The organism is Vibrio splendidus (genome assembly GCF_003345295.1).
In the GTDB taxonomy this organism is placed as follows: domain Bacteria; phylum Pseudomonadota; class Gammaproteobacteria; order Enterobacterales; family Vibrionaceae; genus Vibrio; species Vibrio splendidus_K.
Window position 1 is genome coordinate 1,766,040 of record NZ_CP031055.1, and the last position, 21,346, is coordinate 1,787,385.

The following is a 21,346-nucleotide window of genomic DNA, read 5'->3' on the forward strand; positions in this document are numbered from 1 at the left end:
TTCATAAGGCTAAGGTTTGCATACTCTAGAACAATTAAAATCAGGGCAACTCAAAGGTATTAAGCGCTTAAAACTGTCAGAAGGTCTCACCGAATTTCCATTAGAGATCTTAGAACTCGCTGATTCTCTTGAGATTCTAGACCTATCAGGTAATCAACTGTCAGATTTACCTGAAGAGTTATCGCAACTGACCAACCTGCGTATTATCTTCGCGTCAAATAACCTGTTTACGCACCTTCCTGATGTTCTCGGTACCCTTCCTAAGCTTGAAATGGTTGGCTTCAAAACCAACCAAATCAAAAGCGTTAGCGAGCAATCTTTGCCAGCTCAGTTACGTTGGTTAATCCTGACAGACAATGCGATCGAGGTTCTCCCTCACTCTTTAGGTGAAAGACCACGCCTGCAAAAACTCGCATTAGCGGGTAACAAGATTCACGTTTTACCAGAAAGCATGGAAAACCTATCAAGCCTTGAGCTAGTTCGCCTATCTGCAAACCAACTGACTGAATTCCCAGAGTTCCTTATCAAGCTACCAAAACTGGCTTGGTTAGCCTTTGCGGGTAACCCGTTTTGTAAACATCCGAGCAGCTTAGATAGCGTGCCTGCCGTAAGCTCGCAATGCTACTCACTCAATCAAGTGCTGGGCCAAGGTGCGTCTGGTGTGATTTCTCATGCTAACTGGTTAAATGGTGACTTTGATTTCCCACAAGAAGTGGCGGTTAAAGTATTCAAAGGCGAAGTAACAAGCGACGGTTACCCACACGATGAACTCGAAGCGTGCCTTCAAGCTGGTCATCATAGCAATCTAGTGAAGTCTATCGCTCAAGTTGATGAAGAGAACTACCTAGCATTGGTGATGGAGCTTATCCCAAGCAGCTATTACAACCTAGGTTTGCCGCCTACTCTTGAAAGCTGTACTCGCGATACGTTCAACGAAGGCTTTGAGCTTTCAATTGCTCAGATCAATAGCATTACCGAGCAGATGATTGATGTGTTTGAACACCTTCATGCCAATAAAGTTTGTCATGGTGATCTATACGCACACAACACTTTAGTTAACGAGCAAGGTCAGATGATCTTTGGTGACTTCGGAGCGGCAACTATCTACGGCTACCTAACTGAAGAGCAGCAACAAGGTATTCGTCGAATTGAAGCACGTGCATTGAAGTACTTTATTGAAGACCTACTGACGGTTTGTGCAAAGCAAGATCAAGACAGCGAGCTTTATACTCGATTGGCGAACTTCAAAGCTTAATGGCTTAATAGCTTAATAGCGCGTTGATTGGAAGTAATCGGTCGAATTGAAAACAACAAAGCCAACATCACTGTTGGCTTTTTTATTCTTGGAACATCACTAATTCTAATGAGCAAGCAAGGTCGACTAAAAAGGATTAACGCTCAGCCTGCACCAATTTCAGATACGAATGCAGCTCACCATTTTTATATTCCACCGCAGAGTGAATATTAAGGTCAGCACGAGCCACAACAGCAAACTGGTATCGGTTTTCACCCTTCAGAATCTCGACATGTAACAAACCGTCTTTTAACTGCCACTGCCCTGTTGTTTCAAATCGATCGAACAAACGGTATTCAGTTAGAGAACCGTCAGCATTAAAGTGCACTTCAGTGATATAGCCGCTGGGGCAACTCTTCACCCACACTCGACTCTCGATATCACTGACAGTAAAGTCACGCTTTGTATCACGCCACGCTAGAAAGCCTTCACTGTCATGAAGATCAATGTCGAGATCAATTCGAGAAATCAACGGCAGCTCAGTTTGCTCACGACAATAAAGTTGAAGCAAAATTTGCTGAACTGTTCCGTTCAGTAATTCACTCATTATGACTTCCCTTTCTTATTGCTCAGCAGTTAAACACTGTAGTGATCAACAAATTTCATTTAAAGCGGGTTACACAAGCTCGTAAGAAACCACATACAGCTGAGAGATACCCGGATAGATATCTTGAATCACGTCTTTGAGTACTTGCAGCGTCATGTTCTCTTGCTGAGCATGGAATTCACCTAAGTCATCAAACAGGATTGGTTCAACACTGATGATCTTAAGGTTACAGAACACACGGCCTTGCTCTAGCGTCGATACTTCCACAACGCTACCTGGCTGGTAGTCGCGTTCAGATTCATCGCGAATAGTAATGGTCTTTTTGCCAGAAAGGATGTCAGTTTCAAAACGTTCGAAGAACGTCATAGTGGTTGGTGCGGTCATTTATCTCGGTCGCTTAACATTAGAGGTTATATAGATGTTTATATACCAGAATGCCTGTTCAAGCGAATAAAAATTAGATGCGAGATGCGAGATGCGAGATGCGAGATGCGAGATGCGAGAGAATATGGCAAAGACAAATTACAGGCAATAAAAAAGGAGAACCGAAGTTCTCCTTTTCTTAAACCTTTAAGCTAACTCTAAATTATAGAGATGCTTTCGCTTTTTCAACTAGAACAGCAAATGCTGCTTTGTCGAATACTGCGATGTCAGCAAGAATCTTACGGTCGATCTCGATAGATGCTTTCTTAAGGCCATTGATGAAACGGCTGTAAGATAGACCATTTTGACGAGATGCCGCATTGATACGTGCAATCCAAAGTTGACGGAATTGACGTTTCTTGTTGCGACGGTCACGGTAAGCGTATTGACCAGCTTTGGTAACTGCTTGGAAAGCTACGCGGTAAACACGTGAACGTGCTCCGTAGTAACCTTTAGCTTGTTTTAGAACTTTCTTATGACGTGCACGAGCTTGTACACCACGTTTTACGCGAGGCATTATGCTTCTCCTAAACTAAACGAATTTATAAACTAAAAAGAATTAAGCGTATGGCATCATACGTAGAACTGCAGCCACTTCACATTTTGGAAGGATTGAGTTCGGACGAAGCTGACGCTTGTTCTTAGTAGTACGCTTAGTCAGGATGTGACGTTTACCAGCGTGCTTAAACTTAATACCACCAGCAGTTTTCTGGAAACGCTTAGCAGCACCTTTGTTGGTTTTCATCTTAGGCATGATGAATAACTCCGCATTGTTGAGTTGTTAATAACATAGTAATTAGGGCGAATAAAACCCTACAGCCTATGGCTGCAAGGTTTAATTACTTGTAAAGCCGTTAATTACTTCTTTTTAGGGGCCAACACCATGATCATCTGGCGACCTTCAATTCTCGTTGGGAAAGATTCGACAACTGCAAATTCTTCAGTATCGATTTTCAAACGATTAAGAACGTCAACACCGATTTCTTGGTGAGCCATTTCGCGGCCACGGAAGCGAATTGTTACCTTCACTTTGTTGCCGTCTTCAAGGAAACCAGTCAGGTTGCGTAGTTTTACCTGATAGTCTCCAATATCAGTTCCAGGTCGGAATTTAATTTCCTTGATCTGAACCTGCTTTTGCTTTTTCTTCTGCTCTTTCGCAGCTTTGCTCTTCTCGAAGAGGAACTTACCGTAGTCCATCACACGACAAACTGGCGGCTCGGCGTTAGGGCTGATCTCTACGAGATCCATACCAGCTTCATTTGCAGCTTCCATCGCTTCAGCGATTGTTACTACACCAACAGCTTCGCCGTCTGCGCCAGTTAGACGCACTTCACGAACGCCACGAATGTCACCGTTTAAACGGTGCTGGTTTTGTTTGGCCGGTTGTTGGCCACGTCTTCCGCCTTTAATAGCTATTCCTCCAGATTGAGCTTACGGTTTGAAACCTCGGCTTGGATGTATGAAATAAAGTCATCCACTTTAAATTTACCAAGGTCCTTACCTTTACGTGTACGTACTGCAATTTCGCCGGCTTCCATTTCTTGGTCACCACACACAAGCATGAACGGTACACGTTTCAAAGTATGTTCGCGGATTTTAAAGCCAATCTTCTCATTTCTCAAGTCTGCTTTGACTCTAAATCCACTTTTTTGCAGTTTTTTCGCAATTTCTTGTACATATTCAGACTGTTTGTCTGTAATGCCCATAACAATTGCTTGTTCTGGCGCCAACCACGTTGGGAAGAAGCCAGCGTATTCTTCAATAAGAATACCGATGAAGCGTTCTAGTGAACCTAAAATCGCGCGGTGAATCATAACTGGCGTGTGACGCTCGTTATCTTCACCTACGTAAGTTGCACCTAAACGTTCTGGTAATGCAAAATCGAGCTGCACTGTACCACATTGCCATGCGCGGTCCAAACAATCATGCAAAGTAAATTCAATCTTAGGTCCGTAGAACGCACCCTCGCCTTCTTGAATCTCGTATGCAATCTCCATAGCCTCAAGCGCTTGCTTAAGATCGGCCTCTGCACGGTCCCACATTTCGTCTGAACCTACACGCTGTTCCGGACGAGTAGATAGCTTAACAACAATGCTATCGAAGCCGAAAGTTGTGTAAGTATCGTAAACCATTTCAATACAAGCTTTCACTTCTTGTTGAACTTGGTCTTCAGTACAGAATACGTGAGCATCATCTTGAGTGAAGCCACGAACACGCATAATGCCGTGAAGTGCGCCAGACGGCTCGTTACGGTGACATGAGCCGAACTCAGCCATACGTAGCGGAAGATCACGGTAAGATTTCAAACCTTGGTTGAAGATTTGAACGTGACCAGGACAGTTCATTGGCTTAATCGCGTATTCACGGTTCTCTGAAGAAGTCGTGAACATCGCTTCAGCGTACTTATCCCAGTGACCAGAACGTTCCCAAAGAACACGGTCCATCATTAATGGGCCTTTAACTTCTTGGTAATCGTACTCAGTCAGCTTCTGACGAATAAATACTTCTAGCTCACGGAAGATAGTCCAACCATTGTGATGCCAGAACACCATGCCTGGTGCTTCTTGCTGCATGTGGAATAGATCTAAGTGCTTACCGATTTTACGGTGATCACGCTTAGCCGCTTCTTCTAGGCGCACTAGGTGAGCCTTAAGCGCTTTCTTGTCGTGGAATGCAGTACCGTAGATACGTTGAAGCATCTTGTTGTCACTGTTACCACGCCAGTAAGCACCCGCTACGTTAAGTAACGTGAAGTGTTGGCAGAAGCCCATATGTGGAACGTGTGGACCACGACACATATCGATGTATTCTTCATGATGGTAAAGGCCTGGACGATCGTCTTTAGAAACGTTCTCATCCAAGATTTCGATTTTGTAAGTTTCGCCGCGAGCTTCGAATGCGTCACGCGCTTCCTGCCAGCTAACTTTCTTCTTAACAACCTGGTACTTGGTCTTCGCTAGCTCTTTCATACGCTTTTCAATCTTTTCTAGATCTTCTTGCGTTAGAGAGTGCTCAAGGTCGATATCGTAGTAGAAACCGTTATCGATGGTAGGACCGATCGCCATTTTCGCTTCTGGAAAAAGCTGCTTAATCGCGTGACCTAAAAGGTGAGCACAAGAGTGACGAACGATCTCAAGGCCATCAACTTCATCTTTAGCTGTGATGATTTCTAGGCTTGCATCGTTTTCGATAAGATCACAAGCATCAACACGCTCGCCGTCTACACGACCAGCAATGGTTGCTTTCGCAAGACCAGGGCCGATTGATAGGGCAACATCTAGAGTTGATACAGGGTTGTCAAATTGACGCTGACTACCGTCAGGAAGAGTAATAATTGGCATTATTTGTCCTTTACAGTGGTGTTGCACACCAAGCAACACATGAAAATTATTTAATATATTTAATTCAACAAGTTAGATAACTTGATGGGGATATATGTAAGAATTGGTACAAATTCAGGTACAAATACAGATGCACCCTCATTTATTCCAAAGGTATTGTAACGAATTAACATGAAATGACAATAATGTACTGGATAAGAGGTCGAGGAAAACCGTCATCTCTAAATGACAGTTTATTTTATGATCATTGGTCAAACGCATATGTACAATTTTTGCAGAAAAGCGCACTTCTAATTTTTCTTGGGGTCTCTCTAACTCCACAGTTAGAGCATAAACACGTATCTCCAAATGACTTACTTACACCTGATGCCGAGGCGAAACTACTGCTAATAGAGGAACTCCTTCTATTAGCACACGAATTTCGAGTTGATTGTTTATCAAAAGCTGAAGTGTTAAATGTTCTGTTTGTTTCGCGAAGACGCGAAAGCCTTAGCTCTTGTTCTTTTCTTTACCTTTCTCTTTCATCTTCAATGATGAGACGGATCTTCTCTTGAACTTCTTCATCTTGGATTTTTTTCAACCTAGCCAGCTCGGCTCTATTCTTTTTTTCGTCAGCTATATTTTGTTTCACATTGGCGAGTATAGCTTCAGTATCCACTGCATATATTTTTTTACTTAAATGGTCAAAATTGAGCTCTGAGAAATCAGCTAAGATGGAGTCCCACTTATACCCTATTGTCAAATCATCATTCTGGTGTGGTACTCGATAATGACAGCTTAAAAAAAGCCTCCCCTCTTGAAGAGACTTCTCTTTAGCTACGTCGTCAAATTCAAATGCATTAGCTCGATTCGCATAGCTAATATCTAAAGAAGTGAATTTTTCAGGGTCAAAATCAAGAAAAACCCACACTATATAAGTGTCATTTTCTCTATAGAAATCTTCACGCTTAATAATTACATCTAAAAACGTGGTCGAGATTTGAAGCTCGAAAACGACATTTTGATTACCAGCTTTATACACGGTGCTAATATCAGGACGACGCCACCGCTTAGCTACTCCAAAGCTATGCTTTTCTCTATATGTGGGCTCAATCGCAACCTCATCTTCAAAAAGAGTGTCTTTTCGTATTATTCCCGCGATAAGGTTTTTATGTTCTCGATGAGCTCGACTCTCTTTTTTTCCATTAAATTGCATTGCCAATAGTTCATCAACAGTAAATTGAGATGTAACTTTTATTGGACAATCTTCAGAGTTTTTGGGGTGAGCAAAATACTTTGTCCGATCAGTCGTTCCCCTCAATACTACAGGCTGGTAGCAGACATCACATAAAGCTATGGGGTTACTCTTCCGAGACTCTTCTATTCGTCGACGGAATTTAAAAAAATCATCGTCGTCACAATGGTCTAAATACTCATTTGCATCTAAATATTTATCATCTTCAGGCATAAAAACTGATTTCATATTGCGAACAGACATCGCAGCTCCTATAACCCCATAAATTTATATGCATTTATACACCCACTTGAGTGCAAGTGATAGTCACAAATCATACGTATGGTAAGTTATTAAGCGCTTTTCTTTATGACAAGATAGGATGTAATATGGTTGCATCTTGAACTGCCATTAATACGTTGATATGTCAGATAAAAATATATGCTCAGAATGTATTGGAAACACATACCTTCAAAATCAAATTGAAGAAAACAGTCACGAGTTATGTAGCTATTGTGAAGAGACACTTCCTTGCATGTATCTCGAAGAACTTGTAAGTGCTGTCAAAACGGTCCTAATACAACACTACGCTATAACGCCTTCCGAGCCTGAACCTTGGTTGTCTGCCTACATGAGAGATAAAGAGTACGATGGAGATGGGTGGTACCGTGATGGCATGAGTTTGTGTGACACAATTGATGAGCTATTATCCTGCCAAGAAGATTTGCTTTCTGATTTATGTGACGAACTAAATATCAACGAAATCTGCGAAATTCCAGGGTTTAACGAATATGATGACGAACCACACTTTGATATGTCGATTAATCGTGATCTTAACTGGGAAAGTCAGTGGCATGCTCTGGAGCAATCAATCAAAAATGAGAGTCGTTTTTTCAATCGTAGAGTTGAACAAACACTCAATGAAGTATTTGCTGGATTAGATAACTTAAAAACTAGGACTGGAAAACCAGTTATTGTACAAGCCGGACCACAAAGTAAATATATTAAAAGCTTATTCAGAGCTCGCGTCCACAGCAGTGTAAACTCATTAAAAAAAACCTTAGTCTCGCCGGAAACAGAACTTGGACCTCCTCCTGGTAGTTTAGCGAGCGCAGGACGAATGAACCCACGAGGTATTGCTGTATTTTATGGAGCTCTAGAGAAACAAACAGCAATTACAGAAGTTCGACCACACGTTGGTAGTTACGTCGTGGTTGGTAAATTTGATCTAATAAAACAACTTAGACTTGTAGATTTAACCGCGTTACGAGAAGTAGCGAGTGACAGTACAGAGCTGTTTGACCCAAAGACCTATCACTTACAACAACAAACGATCTTTTTAGAACTACTAAGTCAGAAAATCTCAAAGCCAATACACCCACATGAAGCCGAAATCGAATACATCACAACGCAAGTGATAGCTGAGTATCTATCAAAGTCATTCGACGGCTTAGTTTTCAGTTCTGCCCAGAAATCTGATCAACAAAACAACGTAGTATTATTCCACGCTTCATCTAGAGTAAAACCAATACCTACACAAGCAAATGACGAGGTTGACGTGCACCTATATGACTCGTTTCCGCCTGATCCGACAACCATGTCTCCTCAAGTCGTAACGTGGACAGATAAACCGCCTAAATCAAAAGATGCTTCGATAGAGAAAAAAGAGACCTTGAGCTTTAATTATAATACGAATCTAGATCATTTTTCAGATCCTCGCACACACACCCTTGAGCTTGATAAAGACAACCTTTTTGTTACTGAAATCCAAGGTATTGAGTATGAGTACCATTCAGCGAAGGTAGAGCATAGCTTCTATGAGAAAAGTCAGTTGGAGTTCTAATTCCAAACTTGATCAAAACTCTGTTAGGACTTTGTATTAAAAAAGGCGCCGTTCGGCGTAATGCCGATCAGTTAAGTAAAAATGATTGATTGAACGATCCTCCAAGAATGCCAAAATCCGAGTGTTTCTTTAACACTCGGATTTTTACGTTTCTTAGAGAAGCCCTTAACCAAGTCCATAACTTCTCTCCAGAACAGCTCTCAGGGTTATCAGTTCTGCTGTCCCCAGAACTCATCGAGCAGTGTCTCCAAGAACCTAGGGTAGCGACTATTCGAAAGCGCAGGTTACCGATGGAAATGATGGTTTGGAGTGTTTTAAGGATGTCCCTTTACCGTCATTTATCGATGGATAAAGTAGTCTCGCAACTTGATATTCTCCTACCGAGTAAGAAGCCAATTGTCGCACCTAGCGCTGTCATACCGGCACGTCAGCGACTTGGCTCCGACGTTATGGAAACCTTGTTCAATCACACTCAACGACTTTGGCACCGCAAAACTCCCCATCCCGACTGGCATGGTTTGACACTTCATGCTGTAGATGGTGTTGTGTGGAGAACACCAGATACTAAAAGTAATGATGAGTATTTTAGTAGAACAGGCAATAAAACAAAGATATCTGACTACCCTCAAGTGAGAATGGTCTGCCATATGGAGCTGACCAGTCATTTACTCAACAGCGCTTCATTCGACTCAGTATCTAAAGGTGAAGTTGACCTTACGATTCCCCTTATCGAACAATCTCCCTCAAACAGTTTAACTATTTTTGACAGCGGATTTTACGCCTTGGGCTTACTGCATAAATGGCAAACCAGTAGCGAGGAGAAACATTGGCTGATCCCATTAATAAAAGGGGCTCAATACACAGTGTTATCGAAGGTAGGCCGAGGACAAGATCTAGTTGAGCTCAAGCGATCACCTTAAGCTCAAAAGAAATGGGTTGATGCCCCCCAAAACTCTCCAAGCTTGTTTAATCACAAAAACGATTAGAGGAAAAGAAGCCCGACTATTAACGTCAATGATAGACACGATGAAATATCCAAGTGCAGACATCGCCGAACTTTATAGCCATCGTTGGAAAATAGAGTTGGGGTCTCGTGAGATGAAACAATACATGCTTCAGAACCAACTTACGTTAATAAGTAAAAAGCCAGAGTTAGTGAATCAAGAGCTTTGGGGAATGCTGGTTTCTTACAACCTACTGCGGTTCATGATGTGTCAAATGGCCTATCACCAGAAGTCAGTAATGTCTTATCAAATCAGTTTTAAACAAACTTCATTGTTCCTTGCTGGACAGCTTCAATTATTATCAGCAGTCGCACCAGGGCGAATCTCAGAAGTATTAAATTACATATTAGAGATGTCTGAAAGCTTTGTTTTAACAGAGAGACGAGAACGAAGTTATCCAAGAGCAGTAAAAAAGAGGCCTTGTCGCTATGCGACAAGGCCTCCAAGAAGACGCTAAATGATGCTTAACTTACAAGCGCTACACCGAGTAGGCGAGGTTTTCTAATATGGCGATAGTGCTTCATTCATAGGAAAATGCCAATGTAAATCAATCAAATGCATAATTTATTAGACGTTCATCACTATAATAATTGGCCATTAAGATAAAATCTGATATATAAAATACGAAAGAGCGAATGATAAAGTAAAAGCTAAACTATTGACCAATACCTAGCCCATCTCTTTTAAAAATCGCATATAATAGATGCCACACCTAAAATAACTCAGACCATTCATTAGTAGACTCATGATAAAATTAGCACACATTCATATTACGCAATATAAAAACCTAGCAAATTTGGACATTCCAATAAACGGAAGTTTTGACTGTAAACTATCAGATGATAATGAACTAACTATCAACATGCGTGAGAACACATCCACATACTATAATGGTACGTATTGTTCCGCTATTATAGGTAAAAACGGGGTAGGAAAAACAACCATACTTGATTTTGTCGAGAACTTCTTAATTAACTCACATGCAATCGGAATCATGATTTTCTTCCAAGAACAATGGGGCAAGTTTCACATTTTGGACCCTTATAATCTGATTAAGAACGTCAAGTCAAAGTATAAACACACAATATCAACAAACGCTAAGAAATTCGCTAGAGATTACTCACTAAACATCTTAAAAGTTAATAATTTATCTAACATAGAGAAAGTATTAACCCATCGAAAAGAAAATCGATCGGTGCTCATATCTAACAAATCGATATCTAGACTTAACAATGCAAGTAAAAAACAAAAATCTGAACATTTTCATAGGATTTCAGATTATTTGTACGGTAGCAACTCAATAGATAAAGTGGGGAAAAGTAAGATCGGGTATATGATCGAAGTGAAACAACCCACCATCTATGGTGTATTAAAGAAGCCACCATTTGAAAAACTATTCGAAACCTATAATGAAAATGAAGAAATAGAAAAATACAAATACCGTTTTAACAAAAGTAAAAAAAACGAAATAGGTCTAATTGAAAAACAGGATTTCCCTAGAGATAATAATGACCTATCAATTATTGATGTATGGAAAGAAAAAAGCACTTATGAATACCAGGGTATTCTAAATAACACCGAGCACCTATTTAATCATTTTTTAATACCTATAACATTGTTTACGATCGGTGAAAGTAATATCGAGAAATCAGCACATATACAACTTTCATCAATGGTTATAGAAGAATACATGACATCATTTGTTAAATTTGATGGACTACCTCATAACCATTACCCTCCTACTGAATTACTGAAAAACTCTTTCCGCTCGGCTATTGACAAAGCTCTTTCTTTTAATTTAATAAAAGAAGACAGAGGTTACGACATTCAACATAGTTTATACGAACTAACTATAAAACTAGACTCAATAATAGATATTACTCGTAACGAAAAATCATCAAACTTTTATATAACCTCTGATAACAAGATAGTTATATCTGATTATGAACATCTGACAAATGCAATAGAAGCCATAGAGTCACTACCTAAACAAATATCTTCTCACATTACATATGGGTGGGAAGGGATAAGTTCCGGAGAAATGGCAAAAATAAACATATTCTCAGAAATACATGCTCACATTAATAATAATTGCATCGATAACAGTATAATTATAATTGATGAAGCTGATTTGTATCTACATCCTGAATGGCAAAGAACTTTTTTATATGAATTGATATCGTTGGTCACTAAAAATTGTAAGCACAAAATGAATCAAATAATAATAACCACACATTCCCCTATTATTATTAGCGACTTCCTACCAAATGACATCGTATCTTTGGACAAAGACAGCAACGATAGTACATATGTGAAAAAATCATTAGGTTTTGGTACAAATATAAGTAATTTATTTATTGATGAGATGCACATCTCTTCAACTTTTGGTGAGCACTCCAGATTAACAATTGAAAAACTTTTGTCTAGGTTCGAATCAGATGAAATGCTAGATGGGGATGACTTTCTGATTAGTCAGATAGGAAACAAACACATGAGGGAGTATCTAAAGAGCAATGATTAAGTTTAATATACCTCATAACCCTAACTTTGTTAGAGCTTATAAAGTTGATGTAATAGAAAAAACTAAAGTTAAAATGTCTAAGTTTCTAACTATAGTCCCATCTGGCTATAAAAGAAAATTCAAAAAAGTATTCACTGAAGCATATATTGAAGAAATAATACTTTCCCCACCAGAAATGTTGATCGATAAGATAAATCACATTTACACAGAATTACCTGTTCTTTCTGACTATTACTACCCTGAGTTCATATTCAAAAATATAAGCATACCTAATGACATTGAAGATATTAAGGTTCAAAAGTCACAAGATCAAGCTAGAGTAATAGGCATCAAGGCTACAGCCCTATCAGAGCTCCGCTCTTTAAGAGGAACTTATAATACACCATTATTAAACCTGGCTATACACAAACTATCTAAATTAGAAGCCCCAAAGGATATTAGAGACTATCTTCAACGCATCTACAAATTCAAAAATGGAAATTATTCCTTAAATGAAAAAGAAAAGAAACAAAGACTAAGCTGGATTGAATGTTTTGGGGGTATATTTGATTATGATTCAATGTCCAGCAATTACGGTTTCACTATAACAGAAAATTTGGACATCCATGTTTGCCTATATTGTAATAATGAAAAGATTCAAATAATAAAGGGGAGAAAAAATGTCAGACCTGATTTAGACCATTTTTATCCTAAATCTAAATTCCCTTTTCTTTCAGTTAGTTTATCCAATCTGGTTCCTAGTGGTAACATTTGTAATCAAGATTTTAAAAAATCTAAAGACATGTTGAATCATGTCCATCCCTTTGTTCACGGAATTGACGATTCACGGCTCTTCAGGATAATTACCCCTGCGGGGCAACCCCTAAAAGAAGATAACGTTAAGATTCAAATCATTAAACAAAATCCCTATTTTGACAATAATATTGAAACGTTTGAATTGGAGAGTGTTTATAACTGCGATGACGAGCTTAAAACTTGGTTAGAGGCAACTTGCTCAAAATCTGAATTTTTGAGAAACATCAAAGGTAACTTTCAAAGAAACTTTAGAGAAGACAAGCAATATAAAATCTATGTTGATTTGACAAAAAAAGCTTACAAAGTAACGGCTCAGAAATTCAAAATCGATGCGATAAATCAATTTACTGGAAAAGACCTAGTTTTGCCCTAATTTTTCCTAGCCGCTTCAGCCCCCAAACGGGGGCATCAACAAACAAGCAAAGGTGTTGATGTAGGCCCCCAACTCCTACATCACACCATATGCCCTCTGGCCTAACTACCTTTCAAAAACAACCTTACAAGCTATGTACGAATTATGCCACCAGCAAAAGGAGTGGCCCAATGATCAGTTTCGCCGTCTATGCCGTTATTTGTGCAGTGTTTTATGTTTGTTATATGAAAAGTTCAATTAAGAAAGGAAATCAAAATGGCTAATTCAACGATAAACCTAGCAACACAACGCTTTTTCATCAGCGATAAAGAGGTTCGTGAAACTCTTGGTATTAGCCAACCTACTCTGTGGCGTTGGACTCTGTAGTGGTCAACAAATTCCGGACACTGACTTAAGCCGATTTTCGGCATTTACTGGCGACAGCCCATCATTTGCTTGGTGAGGCCGTTGCCGATTATAGTAACTCATCAGGTAATGGCTGATGTCTTTCTTAGCTTGAGCTTGTGTCAGGTAACCTGTTGCTGGTATCCACTCGGTTTTCAAGCTTCTAAATAGCCGCTCCATGGGAGCGTTGTCCCAACAATTACCACGACGACTCATGCTTTGAGTTATACGATATCGCCAAAGTCTTTGGCGATATTTACGGCTGCTATATTGGCAGCCTTGATCTGAATGGAACATCACGTTCTTCGGACATCCTCGTTGCTCCCAGGCCATCTCCAAAGCTTTAGATACTAATTCGGTATCGGGCTTATCGGATAAAGACCACCCCACAACGCGTCGGCTAAATAGATCAAGCACTACCGCTAAATAGGTCCACTTCGAACCTGACCAAATATAAGTAATATCGCCACACCAAACACGATTCGGAGTACTGACAGAAAACTCACGCTTCAGTAGATTTGGAATATCTAGCCTTTCTGCTTTTGCATGTCTATATCGATGCGAACCTGGCTGTTTACTCATTAAATCAGCTTCACGCATTATCTGGCGAACCTTGAATCGTCCGGCTTTTATGCCTTTTTCGCTCAGCATTGAGACAAGAGTACGACTGCCAGCAGAGCCTCGACTCATGTTGAAGAGTTCTTTAATTTGGCTAGCTAGACGAATGCGACTGGCATCCGGCTTGCGTTGCTTAAACTCGTAGTAACAAGACGAAGCTACGTTGAACAGTTCGCAAAGCATTTTGACCGATTCGTGCTCCCTCAACTTGTCTATTAACGAGAACGTTCGAGTTCGTCCGACATTAAGAGAGCGGTGGCTTTTTTTAATATGGATTTTTCTCGTTCTAGCCGGTTAATCCGGGCTTCTAACTCTTGGATTTTCTTTTGCTCAGGCGTGAGGGCTTTAGTCGTTGGAGTCATCCCTCCTCGCTCAACTTTGAGTTGGTCGACCCATCGCCGTAAAGCCGTTTCACCTACGCCCATAGAGTTAGCGGCTTCAGGTATGGAGTACCCTTGATCAAGAATCAAACTTGCAGCATCTATTTTGAACTCAGTAGAAAATGTACGTCGTTGTCGTTTTGTCATTGAACACCTCATTTATGGTGGAGACTTTACCACCTAATTTGGTGTCCGGGATCATTAGACCACTACACTCAAGAACTTGGCTTCCCAAAAGCGGTGAAAGGGATGAGAGGAAAACGCCCATACAAAGAGTTCATTGAATGGGCGAAAGAGCGCGGGATGATTTGAGGATTTAAAAAGGGAAGCTACGCTTCCCTTTTTTCTACTTAACTTGTTCGTTATAACCTTCAGGCACCCAACTGTATGGAATTAAAGCTTGCTCGCCTCGCCACTTGGGCGTAACAGTATGGGATTGAAACCACTCCTCATCAATATCAGCATGATCTGTGACGATAATTTGCAATGCAGGAGCGAGTTCCTGAGTGACTTTTGACAACCACCTAAACATATCAACTACCGCTTTTCTATCTTCATCTGCTTCAATTTCCGAAACTCTTCCTGAACTGGTAATGTCTGACGGAAAGAATACTTGCGTCGGTTGATCAAAGAAAATGAAATTGGGAACAGGTCTATCCTGAGTAATAAACCATTTTGCCAATGCTACATAAGTTACTAGATGATAACCGACCCAGTTTGCCCCGCTTCCCATTCTATTTAGCGGAGTTCTTCCATTAGGCGTTTCAGCTGTAACGGTTAATGTGGCAGGATCTAAACGAATAGGATATTGACTATGTTCAAGCCCTAAGTCCCTTGCCCAACGTGTCATATCCTCCGCAACATTACTCAATTGAGATTCTAACTTTAACTTCAGTTCACTAGGGTTCAACTTCGCTTCTAGCTCTTCAATTTTAGGTTCTAAGAGCCTAATCGAACTCTCAAACTGGCTAGTATCACTATCCCAGTTTAAACTTTCCAAATATAAAGACACTCGGCCTATAACTAATGCTTGTTTGTACTCTAAAGAACGCGCTGCTGCCAACTTACCTTTTTGTTTCATCAAGGTTTCAATTGCTTTTCTCACTCTCTTGATTTCTTTGGCTAAATTGACGTCTTCATTTCCAAGTTCGTTCAGAGCAATATTTAATTTGGGTTTTGTCCTATTTAGCCCTTCTAAATCCTTACTCAACTTTCTAGAATTGTCTTCAATTGCATTTTTTACGTGACCCAAACATTCTTGAAAGCTTACATTCCCAGAGTTAACTCTTGAAAATAGGTTGACGCTCTGGAGTCTTAAATATTGCTCGTTAAATTCATTATCAATAGTCTTCAGATTATCGTGATAGCTCGATATAGAATCAATTTTTGCTCTCGTAACTTTCTTTTTATCCCTCAGCTGCTCTAGTTCCAACTCGAGTTGCCTTAGAGGATCTTCGTTAAACTCTAAATGCTTACTGCTAGATGGTGAAATGTCTAAAAGACCTTTGAGTAAACTCACCAACTTTCCATCATCAACCTGAATATTGCTATCAGCTATTCTGCAACCAATCGCTTCAGCCAGAAAATTACGACCTTTACTCAACCCCTCACCTTTAAGTTGCTGAACCTCTTTCATTTTTTTCTTTAACCTAGTTTTCTCTCTTTTTAGTTTTCTTAACTTTTCTAAGTCATGTAGCCGATCTTCTCCAGATGCCCCCATAAAATATGGCAACGTATCCTTTATTGATTGCGGAATGAAAGGTTCAGCTTGTCGATGGAACAAAATCCTTTTCGAAGCTAATTCATCCTGAGCCTGAAATATATATGTTTTCGAATGCTTGAAAGAAATTGAGATACTAGAACGAGTATTACCTTCTGGAACTTCAGTGACATAGTCAGATATACCCATTTTTCTAGTCAAAAACTCTTGAACACCTGCAACATTTGTTGAAGGGTTAATTTCATCGTAGCTTAGAATAGCCAACTGCCTACCAACCCTAAGATCACATTTCGAGCTACTGCGAAACCCTGGCTCTGGAGCTTTTCGAGCGATATATACTTGGCAGTCCTTAAACTGAAATAGCACCGAATACCAAGATACAGTATCAGTAATAAGCCCATCGGCAACATTACATTCTGTTGACCCTAGGCAATAATCTATAATCTCAATTAGCTGAGATTTACCACGTTTAGAAGCACCAGTTAGAATGTTTAATGTCCCTAGGCTAAACGAGACATCATTTCTTTTCCGTTCTTTACTGTATACGCTGATAGTTTTTATTTGCATTTAAGGTCTAACTCCAAATTTTGTATATATCGTTACATCTGAATCAACTTGAGAAAGCCATTTCCCTAAATGCTTGGCTGCTCTAAGAGCCTCTTTCATATCGCTGCTCTTTGTAAATAGTGCAGGGCCCTTAGGGAGGTTATCTACCATCAACACGAAACAATTGTCTTCATCAATACTTATAGTTCCACTTAACACTAAGAACTCTATAGCGTCGATAACACTTGGGACATATCCTTTGACTAATTCGGGGACGAGAAAAAGGTAACCGTCATTTTCACCAACCCACTTATCTAATGATGTCGTCGTTGATTTAGGTAATCTAGTAGATAAGATTTGATTAACAGCCAGTGGGACTAATATAAAAGCCAAATTCGTACTAAAATTTCTTCCTGACGCGAATTTATATTCACGAATAGCTGAATAAAGTAAAAATCCGAGATAGGCTGAGTTGTATAGTGCTGCTTCTTCGTTAGATAAGTTAGATTGATTACTCATCGTCAGTTTTTACCCCTACATTATCTGAATTTTCGAACATCATGCATTCAAACTGAGGGTGCCAACCAATTTTTCTCTCATCTGATAACATATGATAAGAACCTCTAGCCACGAAATCAGCATTTAAATTTGAACGTATTTTGACTAGACCATCGCTCTGGCAGGCTTTATAAACACTTGCACCTTGGAACATTAATGTATCAGAGATATTAAACGACGTTATATTTCCGAAATGATTTTCCCACTCATCTGTAAGTCTAGCCTCATACCGCTTTAACTCACCTGGGAGTAACAAGCCCTGCCGATGCCAACTTGAGCGCTGCTTCCTGGCTTTAACACAGTTTTTAATGGCCGTTTTTATCGCAACATCATTAGCATTTATAAACTTCAATTGAGTTATATAGTCCTTACTTCTCTCACCCTCAAAAAATTCGTCGATATCCAATAATTCATAATCTATAGGGAGACTCGTCGGTGAATATTCTTTTCCAGTGTTTTCAATAAATGAAATCAAATCTGTTAACGCGATTGAATTAGCTCCATGCTGAGTCATTGCGTCTATGGCCCAAGTAAACCATTTACCTTCAACTCTAGATGTAAACTCGGCTATATGTTCTTTTGGAACACATAGTCTAAAATGCCTAGCAACCTTGTCTTTTACCTCTTGAATATCTGGAGCATTTGGTAATACATAGATTAGAGAGATCAACTTCATTTGATCAACGGGTTCCAATTCCAAAAATGCTTTATAAGCAACATCATTAGCTTTGTTACCTCCTAAACTAGCAATCTCATTCATTAGTTCAAATGCTTTGGTCTCATTTCTTAAACTAGGAGTTATTGACAGAACTTCTGCAAGGGAATCACTAGCAACAGTTTCCGTTGTTAATAACGTTAGAATGGGATACTCCACTACACTTGAAGACGTTGACATTACCTTTTCACACCAGACTCTTACAGTACCCCATATATCCGGGCTTTTATTCGTCAAGTTACCCGGGGAAATATGATATTTAGTTTGAATTAAATCAGTCGCATTCCCGTTTATTTCGGTAGAAATATCGTCAATGGTTTCAATAGTGATTGTACAATCATCGATATCAGGTAAATATTGCGCTTTCTGTAATCCGACTAGCAAAGCGTATCTAACTTGATATATGTAGCCTAATAGAGATGGTGTTGCATCAAACACACTCTTAGTCATTATGGTTAGCTCCTGAACTCTTCATTTGAATAATCCTTTGCCATTGATAGTAGGCATCTTTCTGCTCATCTAAGTAGTCGTAATCTAAATAGTGGCTTTCTACGCCACGGTGTACTTTATGGCCTAGCATGGTTTCAGCTACATGAAATGGAACCTCAATCGCTTCCCATATATTGCGAGCCGTTCTACGCATATCGTGATTAGTTGTTCTAAGAAAACCTGCCGCCTCTATCGCATCAGCTAACTTACGGCCAAACTCTACAGGTTGGTTTTCAGACATAGGTCTGTCGTCTTCCACTTTCACCGGTGGGAACATGATTTCAAGATTAGGATAAATGGCGAACTGATTTCGAATCACTTCTTCTGCCAATGGCGGAATTGCGCGTCGAATTGCCCCGCCCTGCTTTTTCCTGATCTTGTTGTTCTCTGCTGGTACTGTCCACACTAGTGCTTCTAAATCAAAGTCTTGCTTCTTCGCTAAGCGCAACTCATTACTACGATTGGCAAATATCATCATTAGGCGCAGGAAGTTTTTGTTGCTCTCATGCACACCTATGTCGTCAATAGCTTTCCATAGTGCTTTAACGCCAGCTTCTGTCTGCTTGCTCTTTTTGGTGTCTGTTGGTGCACCTACATCGGTTTTCTTTACTTCTGCAAGCATGTTGTATTTGAGTAAACCATGGCGAACGGCATAAGACAGCACTTGTTTAAAGCGCGACATGAGGTTTGCTGAATGCTTTGCACTCACGCGAATCTTAGCTTTTTGAAATACTGGCATGTAATCGGTCAGTTCTAGGTGTTTGGCTTGGCGTTGGCCTAAATATGGGCTGATGTCTGTTCTAAACATCTTCTCTAGTGCTTGCCACTGCTTGACGTTGTCTTTGCCGTGGTGTTCAACCCAATAGTCGATTAAGTCGTCTACGGTGCTGGGTAAGGCTTTGTCTGAAGGGTTGATGGCTGTTCTTGGGTCAATGCCTAAGATAACGAGCTCAGCTTTCTTTTCTCGCTCGCGCAATGCATCTCGCATCTTCATCGCTGGGTATTCACCAAGTTTCATTTTGATGGCTTTACCTAGGTAGGTTACGCGGTAAACCCAGGTCACTTTACCTTTCGGGCTCACACGCACGCCTAAGCCATCTCTATGGGTGACCTCGGGTTGCCCTTTGTAAGGCTTACCTTGTGTGGCTCTTAGCCAAGCATCTGTGATTGCCATTCATTTGCACCAAAAATATTTGGTACAAATCTCATATGAATGCAAGTGTATTCTAAGCAATATGAGCTAGTATCCAACAAATAGTTTGAATGACGTTTTTTTTGTTAAGCGTTTGTATTGAAAGGGTTCTATCAAGGGATATGAATGGTAAAGAGGAATTGCAATAAGAAGGGAGATTCACGTCTTGAGACACACCAAGCAGCACATGAAAATGTTTAATATATGTTTTTCAACCAACAAGTATGTTGATCGGAGATATATGCATAATAAAGATACCTACATAGAAGCAAATACAGATGCCCCATTTGTGAGTAGCCGAACATTGTAACGAAATTATATGAAATGACAATGTTAGTCCCACAGCGCCACAAAAACTACATAACTTAAATGTATCTTCTATATAGGACCTTCTAACACCCTAAGCTAACGTTCAATGATTGGTTCTTTGTCTTTATTTACAAACAAAAAAGCCGAACGGTTAAGTTCGGCTATAGAAATCGTACTGTCTTGTCTCTATTAATAGAAAAAGCGACTACTAACAGAAAGGGAACTATGCACTCATGATTCTTGAGACTGCGTTGCGAATATCTGAATCGGCGGCATTAGCAGGTAAGCTGAATGAGATGTATTGGTCGCCGCGGAAGCTCATTGAGCGGTCGATTTCTGCTAGGCAGTGAACCATTGAACCTTCAACAATGAATGACAGTTCTATCTCTTTTTTGTTCATGAAACCACCACTGCGAAATTCAATCTCTTGGTAACAGCCCGAACGAGAAGCAAAGCTGTTGCCTTTTAAGAAGCCCTTCTCTACGTCGGCTTTCACCATTGCCATACCCGATGCTTCGACACCTTGGATGATTTTAGCGACTGTTGGCAATGGGTGTACGGAGATGAAGTCGCGGTCTTTAGGATCAATCGCGAAGCCTATATCTAGGTTGGTTTCAACCCACACATGGCATTGGTTCATTTGTGCGTTCAACGCGGTGACTGGCGTTTCATCATTTAACTTAAGTCGGAATGGAACCAGTTTGGTTTCGCCCGGTTGGATAACGAAAGGCTCTACGGCTTGAATACGACCCAGTGAAAAGGTTTCGTAGCTGGTGCTGTCTTCTGTTTCTACTTTAACTTCTGTGTTGAGAACCAAGTTGATCAGGTCGATTTGTTGCTCAACGTCACCACCAACAATGTGAACATTGCCAGACAACTCTCCACCTTGGAAAACTTCAATATTATCTAAGACAGTATCAACCTTTGCTGCACCGATGCCCAACGAAGCCTTTAATTTCTTAAACATATTACTTCCCTTTCTAATTATCTGATTTACGGCTGGTTATTGCGTGACAATTTGCGACACTTGCCTCACAGAATCAAGCAATTTGCCCCATCTATGTTGAATAAGGTCACATTG

The 21,346-nt window shown here is 40.2% G+C and carries 17 protein-coding genes and 3 pseudogenes; 7 read left to right on the forward strand and 13 right to left on the reverse strand.

What is annotated here, in order from left to right; all coding sequences use genetic code 11:
* Positions 1 to 16: 16 nt before the first annotated feature.
* Positions 17 to 1,255 (forward strand): leucine-rich repeat-containing protein kinase family protein, encoded by a 1,239-nt coding sequence (locus DUN60_RS07740; RefSeq protein ID WP_114633667.1) that lies wholly within the window; start codon positions 17 to 19, stop codon positions 1,253 to 1,255.
* Between the two features lie 136 nt (positions 1,256 to 1,391).
* Here the strand turns inward: DUN60_RS07740 and DUN60_RS07745 are convergent, their stop codons facing one another.
* From DUN60_RS07745 to DUN60_RS07775, 7 genes are all read right to left on the reverse strand, one after another.
* Positions 1,392 to 1,841 (reverse strand): hypothetical protein, encoded by a 450-nt coding sequence (locus DUN60_RS07745; protein ID WP_114633668.1) that lies wholly within the window; start codon positions 1,839 to 1,841, stop codon positions 1,392 to 1,394.
* 69 nt (positions 1,842 to 1,910) lie between these two features.
* Positions 1,911 to 2,225 (reverse strand): N(4)-acetylcytidine aminohydrolase, encoded by a 315-nt coding sequence (gene yqfB / locus DUN60_RS07750; protein WP_004733516.1) that lies wholly within the window; start codon positions 2,223 to 2,225, stop codon positions 1,911 to 1,913.
* Positions 2,226 to 2,427: 202 nt separating this feature from the next.
* A complete protein-coding gene (gene rplT, locus DUN60_RS07755) occupies positions 2,428 to 2,781 on the reverse strand; it encodes a 50S ribosomal protein L20 (RefSeq protein ID WP_004733517.1) in 354 nt (117 codons plus the stop codon).
* 42 nt (positions 2,782 to 2,823) lie between these two features.
* Positions 2,824 to 3,018, reverse strand: a complete 195-nt coding sequence (rpmI, locus tag DUN60_RS07760; protein WP_004733518.1) for a 50S ribosomal protein L35 — start codon at positions 3,016 to 3,018, stop codon at positions 2,824 to 2,826.
* A gap of 104 nt (positions 3,019 to 3,122) precedes the next feature.
* The gene (infC, locus tag DUN60_RS07765) at positions 3,123 to 3,593 is read right to left on the reverse strand and encodes a translation initiation factor IF-3 (RefSeq protein ID WP_004733519.1); all 471 of its coding nucleotides are present in this window, start codon (positions 3,591 to 3,593) and stop codon (positions 3,123 to 3,125) included.
* 83 nt (positions 3,594 to 3,676) lie between these two features.
* Positions 3,677 to 5,605 carry a threonine--tRNA ligase gene (thrS, locus tag DUN60_RS07770; RefSeq protein WP_054547396.1) on the reverse strand — a complete coding sequence of 643 codons (1,929 nt, stop codon included), beginning with the start codon at positions 5,603 to 5,605 and terminating at the stop codon, positions 3,677 to 3,679.
* Positions 5,606 to 6,113: 508 nt separating this feature from the next.
* A complete protein-coding gene (locus DUN60_RS07775; protein WP_244212195.1) occupies positions 6,114 to 7,082 on the reverse strand; it encodes a DUF6035 family protein in 969 nt (322 codons plus the stop codon).
* Between the two features lie 271 nt (positions 7,083 to 7,353).
* Between DUN60_RS07775 and DUN60_RS07780 the strand changes: the two genes are divergently transcribed.
* The 5 genes and pseudogenes from DUN60_RS07780 to DUN60_RS25020 form a co-directional block, all read left to right on the forward strand.
* Positions 7,354 to 8,661 (forward strand): RES family NAD+ phosphorylase, encoded by a 1,308-nt coding sequence (locus DUN60_RS07780; protein WP_162808218.1) that lies wholly within the window; start codon positions 7,354 to 7,356, stop codon positions 8,659 to 8,661.
* 107 nt (positions 8,662 to 8,768) lie between these two features.
* Positions 8,769 to 10,122, forward strand: a pseudogene (locus DUN60_RS07785) (IS4 family transposase).
* 288 nt (positions 10,123 to 10,410) lie between these two features.
* Positions 10,411 to 12,186, forward strand: coding sequence for an AAA family ATPase (locus tag DUN60_RS07790; RefSeq protein WP_114633670.1), 1,776 nt, complete (start codon positions 10,411 to 10,413; stop codon positions 12,184 to 12,186).
* Complete coding sequence (locus tag DUN60_RS07795; RefSeq protein ID WP_114633671.1) at positions 12,179 to 13,354, forward strand: hypothetical protein; 1,176 nt, start codon at positions 12,179 to 12,181, stop codon at positions 13,352 to 13,354. The genes DUN60_RS07790 and DUN60_RS07795 overlap by 8 nt, the downstream gene beginning before the upstream one ends.
* Before the next feature lie 255 nt (positions 13,355 to 13,609).
* A pseudogene (locus DUN60_RS25020) lies at positions 13,610 to 13,714 on the forward strand (helix-turn-helix transcriptional regulator); the annotation flags it as partial.
* A 9-nt stretch (positions 13,715 to 13,723) separates the two neighbouring features.
* Here DUN60_RS25020 and DUN60_RS07800 read toward each other — a convergent pair.
* Positions 13,724 to 14,883 (reverse strand): IS3 family transposase gene (locus DUN60_RS07800; RefSeq protein ID WP_114633672.1). Its coding sequence is split into 2 segments (ribosomal slippage): positions 13,724 to 14,616 and positions 14,616 to 14,883, totalling 1,161 coding nucleotides; the frame shifts between segments, so codons are not numbered across the junction.
* Between the two features lie 51 nt (positions 14,884 to 14,934).
* Between DUN60_RS07800 and DUN60_RS25025 the strand changes: the two are divergent.
* Positions 14,935 to 15,048: pseudogene (locus DUN60_RS25025) on the forward strand (helix-turn-helix transcriptional regulator); the annotation flags it as partial.
* 34 nt (positions 15,049 to 15,082) lie between these two features.
* Here DUN60_RS25025 and DUN60_RS07805 read toward each other — a convergent pair.
* The 5 genes from DUN60_RS07805 to DUN60_RS07825 form a co-directional block, all read right to left on the reverse strand.
* Entirely contained in the window at positions 15,083 to 17,023 is a 1,941-nt protein-coding gene (locus tag DUN60_RS07805) for a DUF3732 domain-containing protein (protein WP_114633673.1), read from the reverse strand.
* The gene (locus DUN60_RS07810; RefSeq protein WP_054542293.1) at positions 17,024 to 17,521 is read right to left on the reverse strand and encodes a three component ABC system middle component; all 498 of its coding nucleotides are present in this window, start codon (positions 17,519 to 17,521) and stop codon (positions 17,024 to 17,026) included.
* Positions 17,514 to 18,725 carry an ABC-three component system protein gene (locus tag DUN60_RS07815; protein ID WP_114633674.1) on the reverse strand — a complete coding sequence of 404 codons (1,212 nt, stop codon included), beginning with the start codon at positions 18,723 to 18,725 and terminating at the stop codon, positions 17,514 to 17,516. The genes DUN60_RS07810 and DUN60_RS07815 overlap by 8 nt, the downstream gene beginning before the upstream one ends.
* A complete protein-coding gene (locus tag DUN60_RS07820; protein WP_114633675.1) occupies positions 18,718 to 19,938 on the reverse strand; it encodes a tyrosine-type recombinase/integrase in 1,221 nt (406 codons plus the stop codon). The genes DUN60_RS07815 and DUN60_RS07820 overlap by 8 nt, the downstream gene beginning before the upstream one ends.
* Before the next feature lie 550 nt (positions 19,939 to 20,488).
* Entirely contained in the window at positions 20,489 to 21,232 is a 744-nt protein-coding gene (locus DUN60_RS07825; protein WP_010438271.1) for a sporulation protein, read from the reverse strand.
* Positions 21,233 to 21,346: the final 114 nt, after the last annotated feature.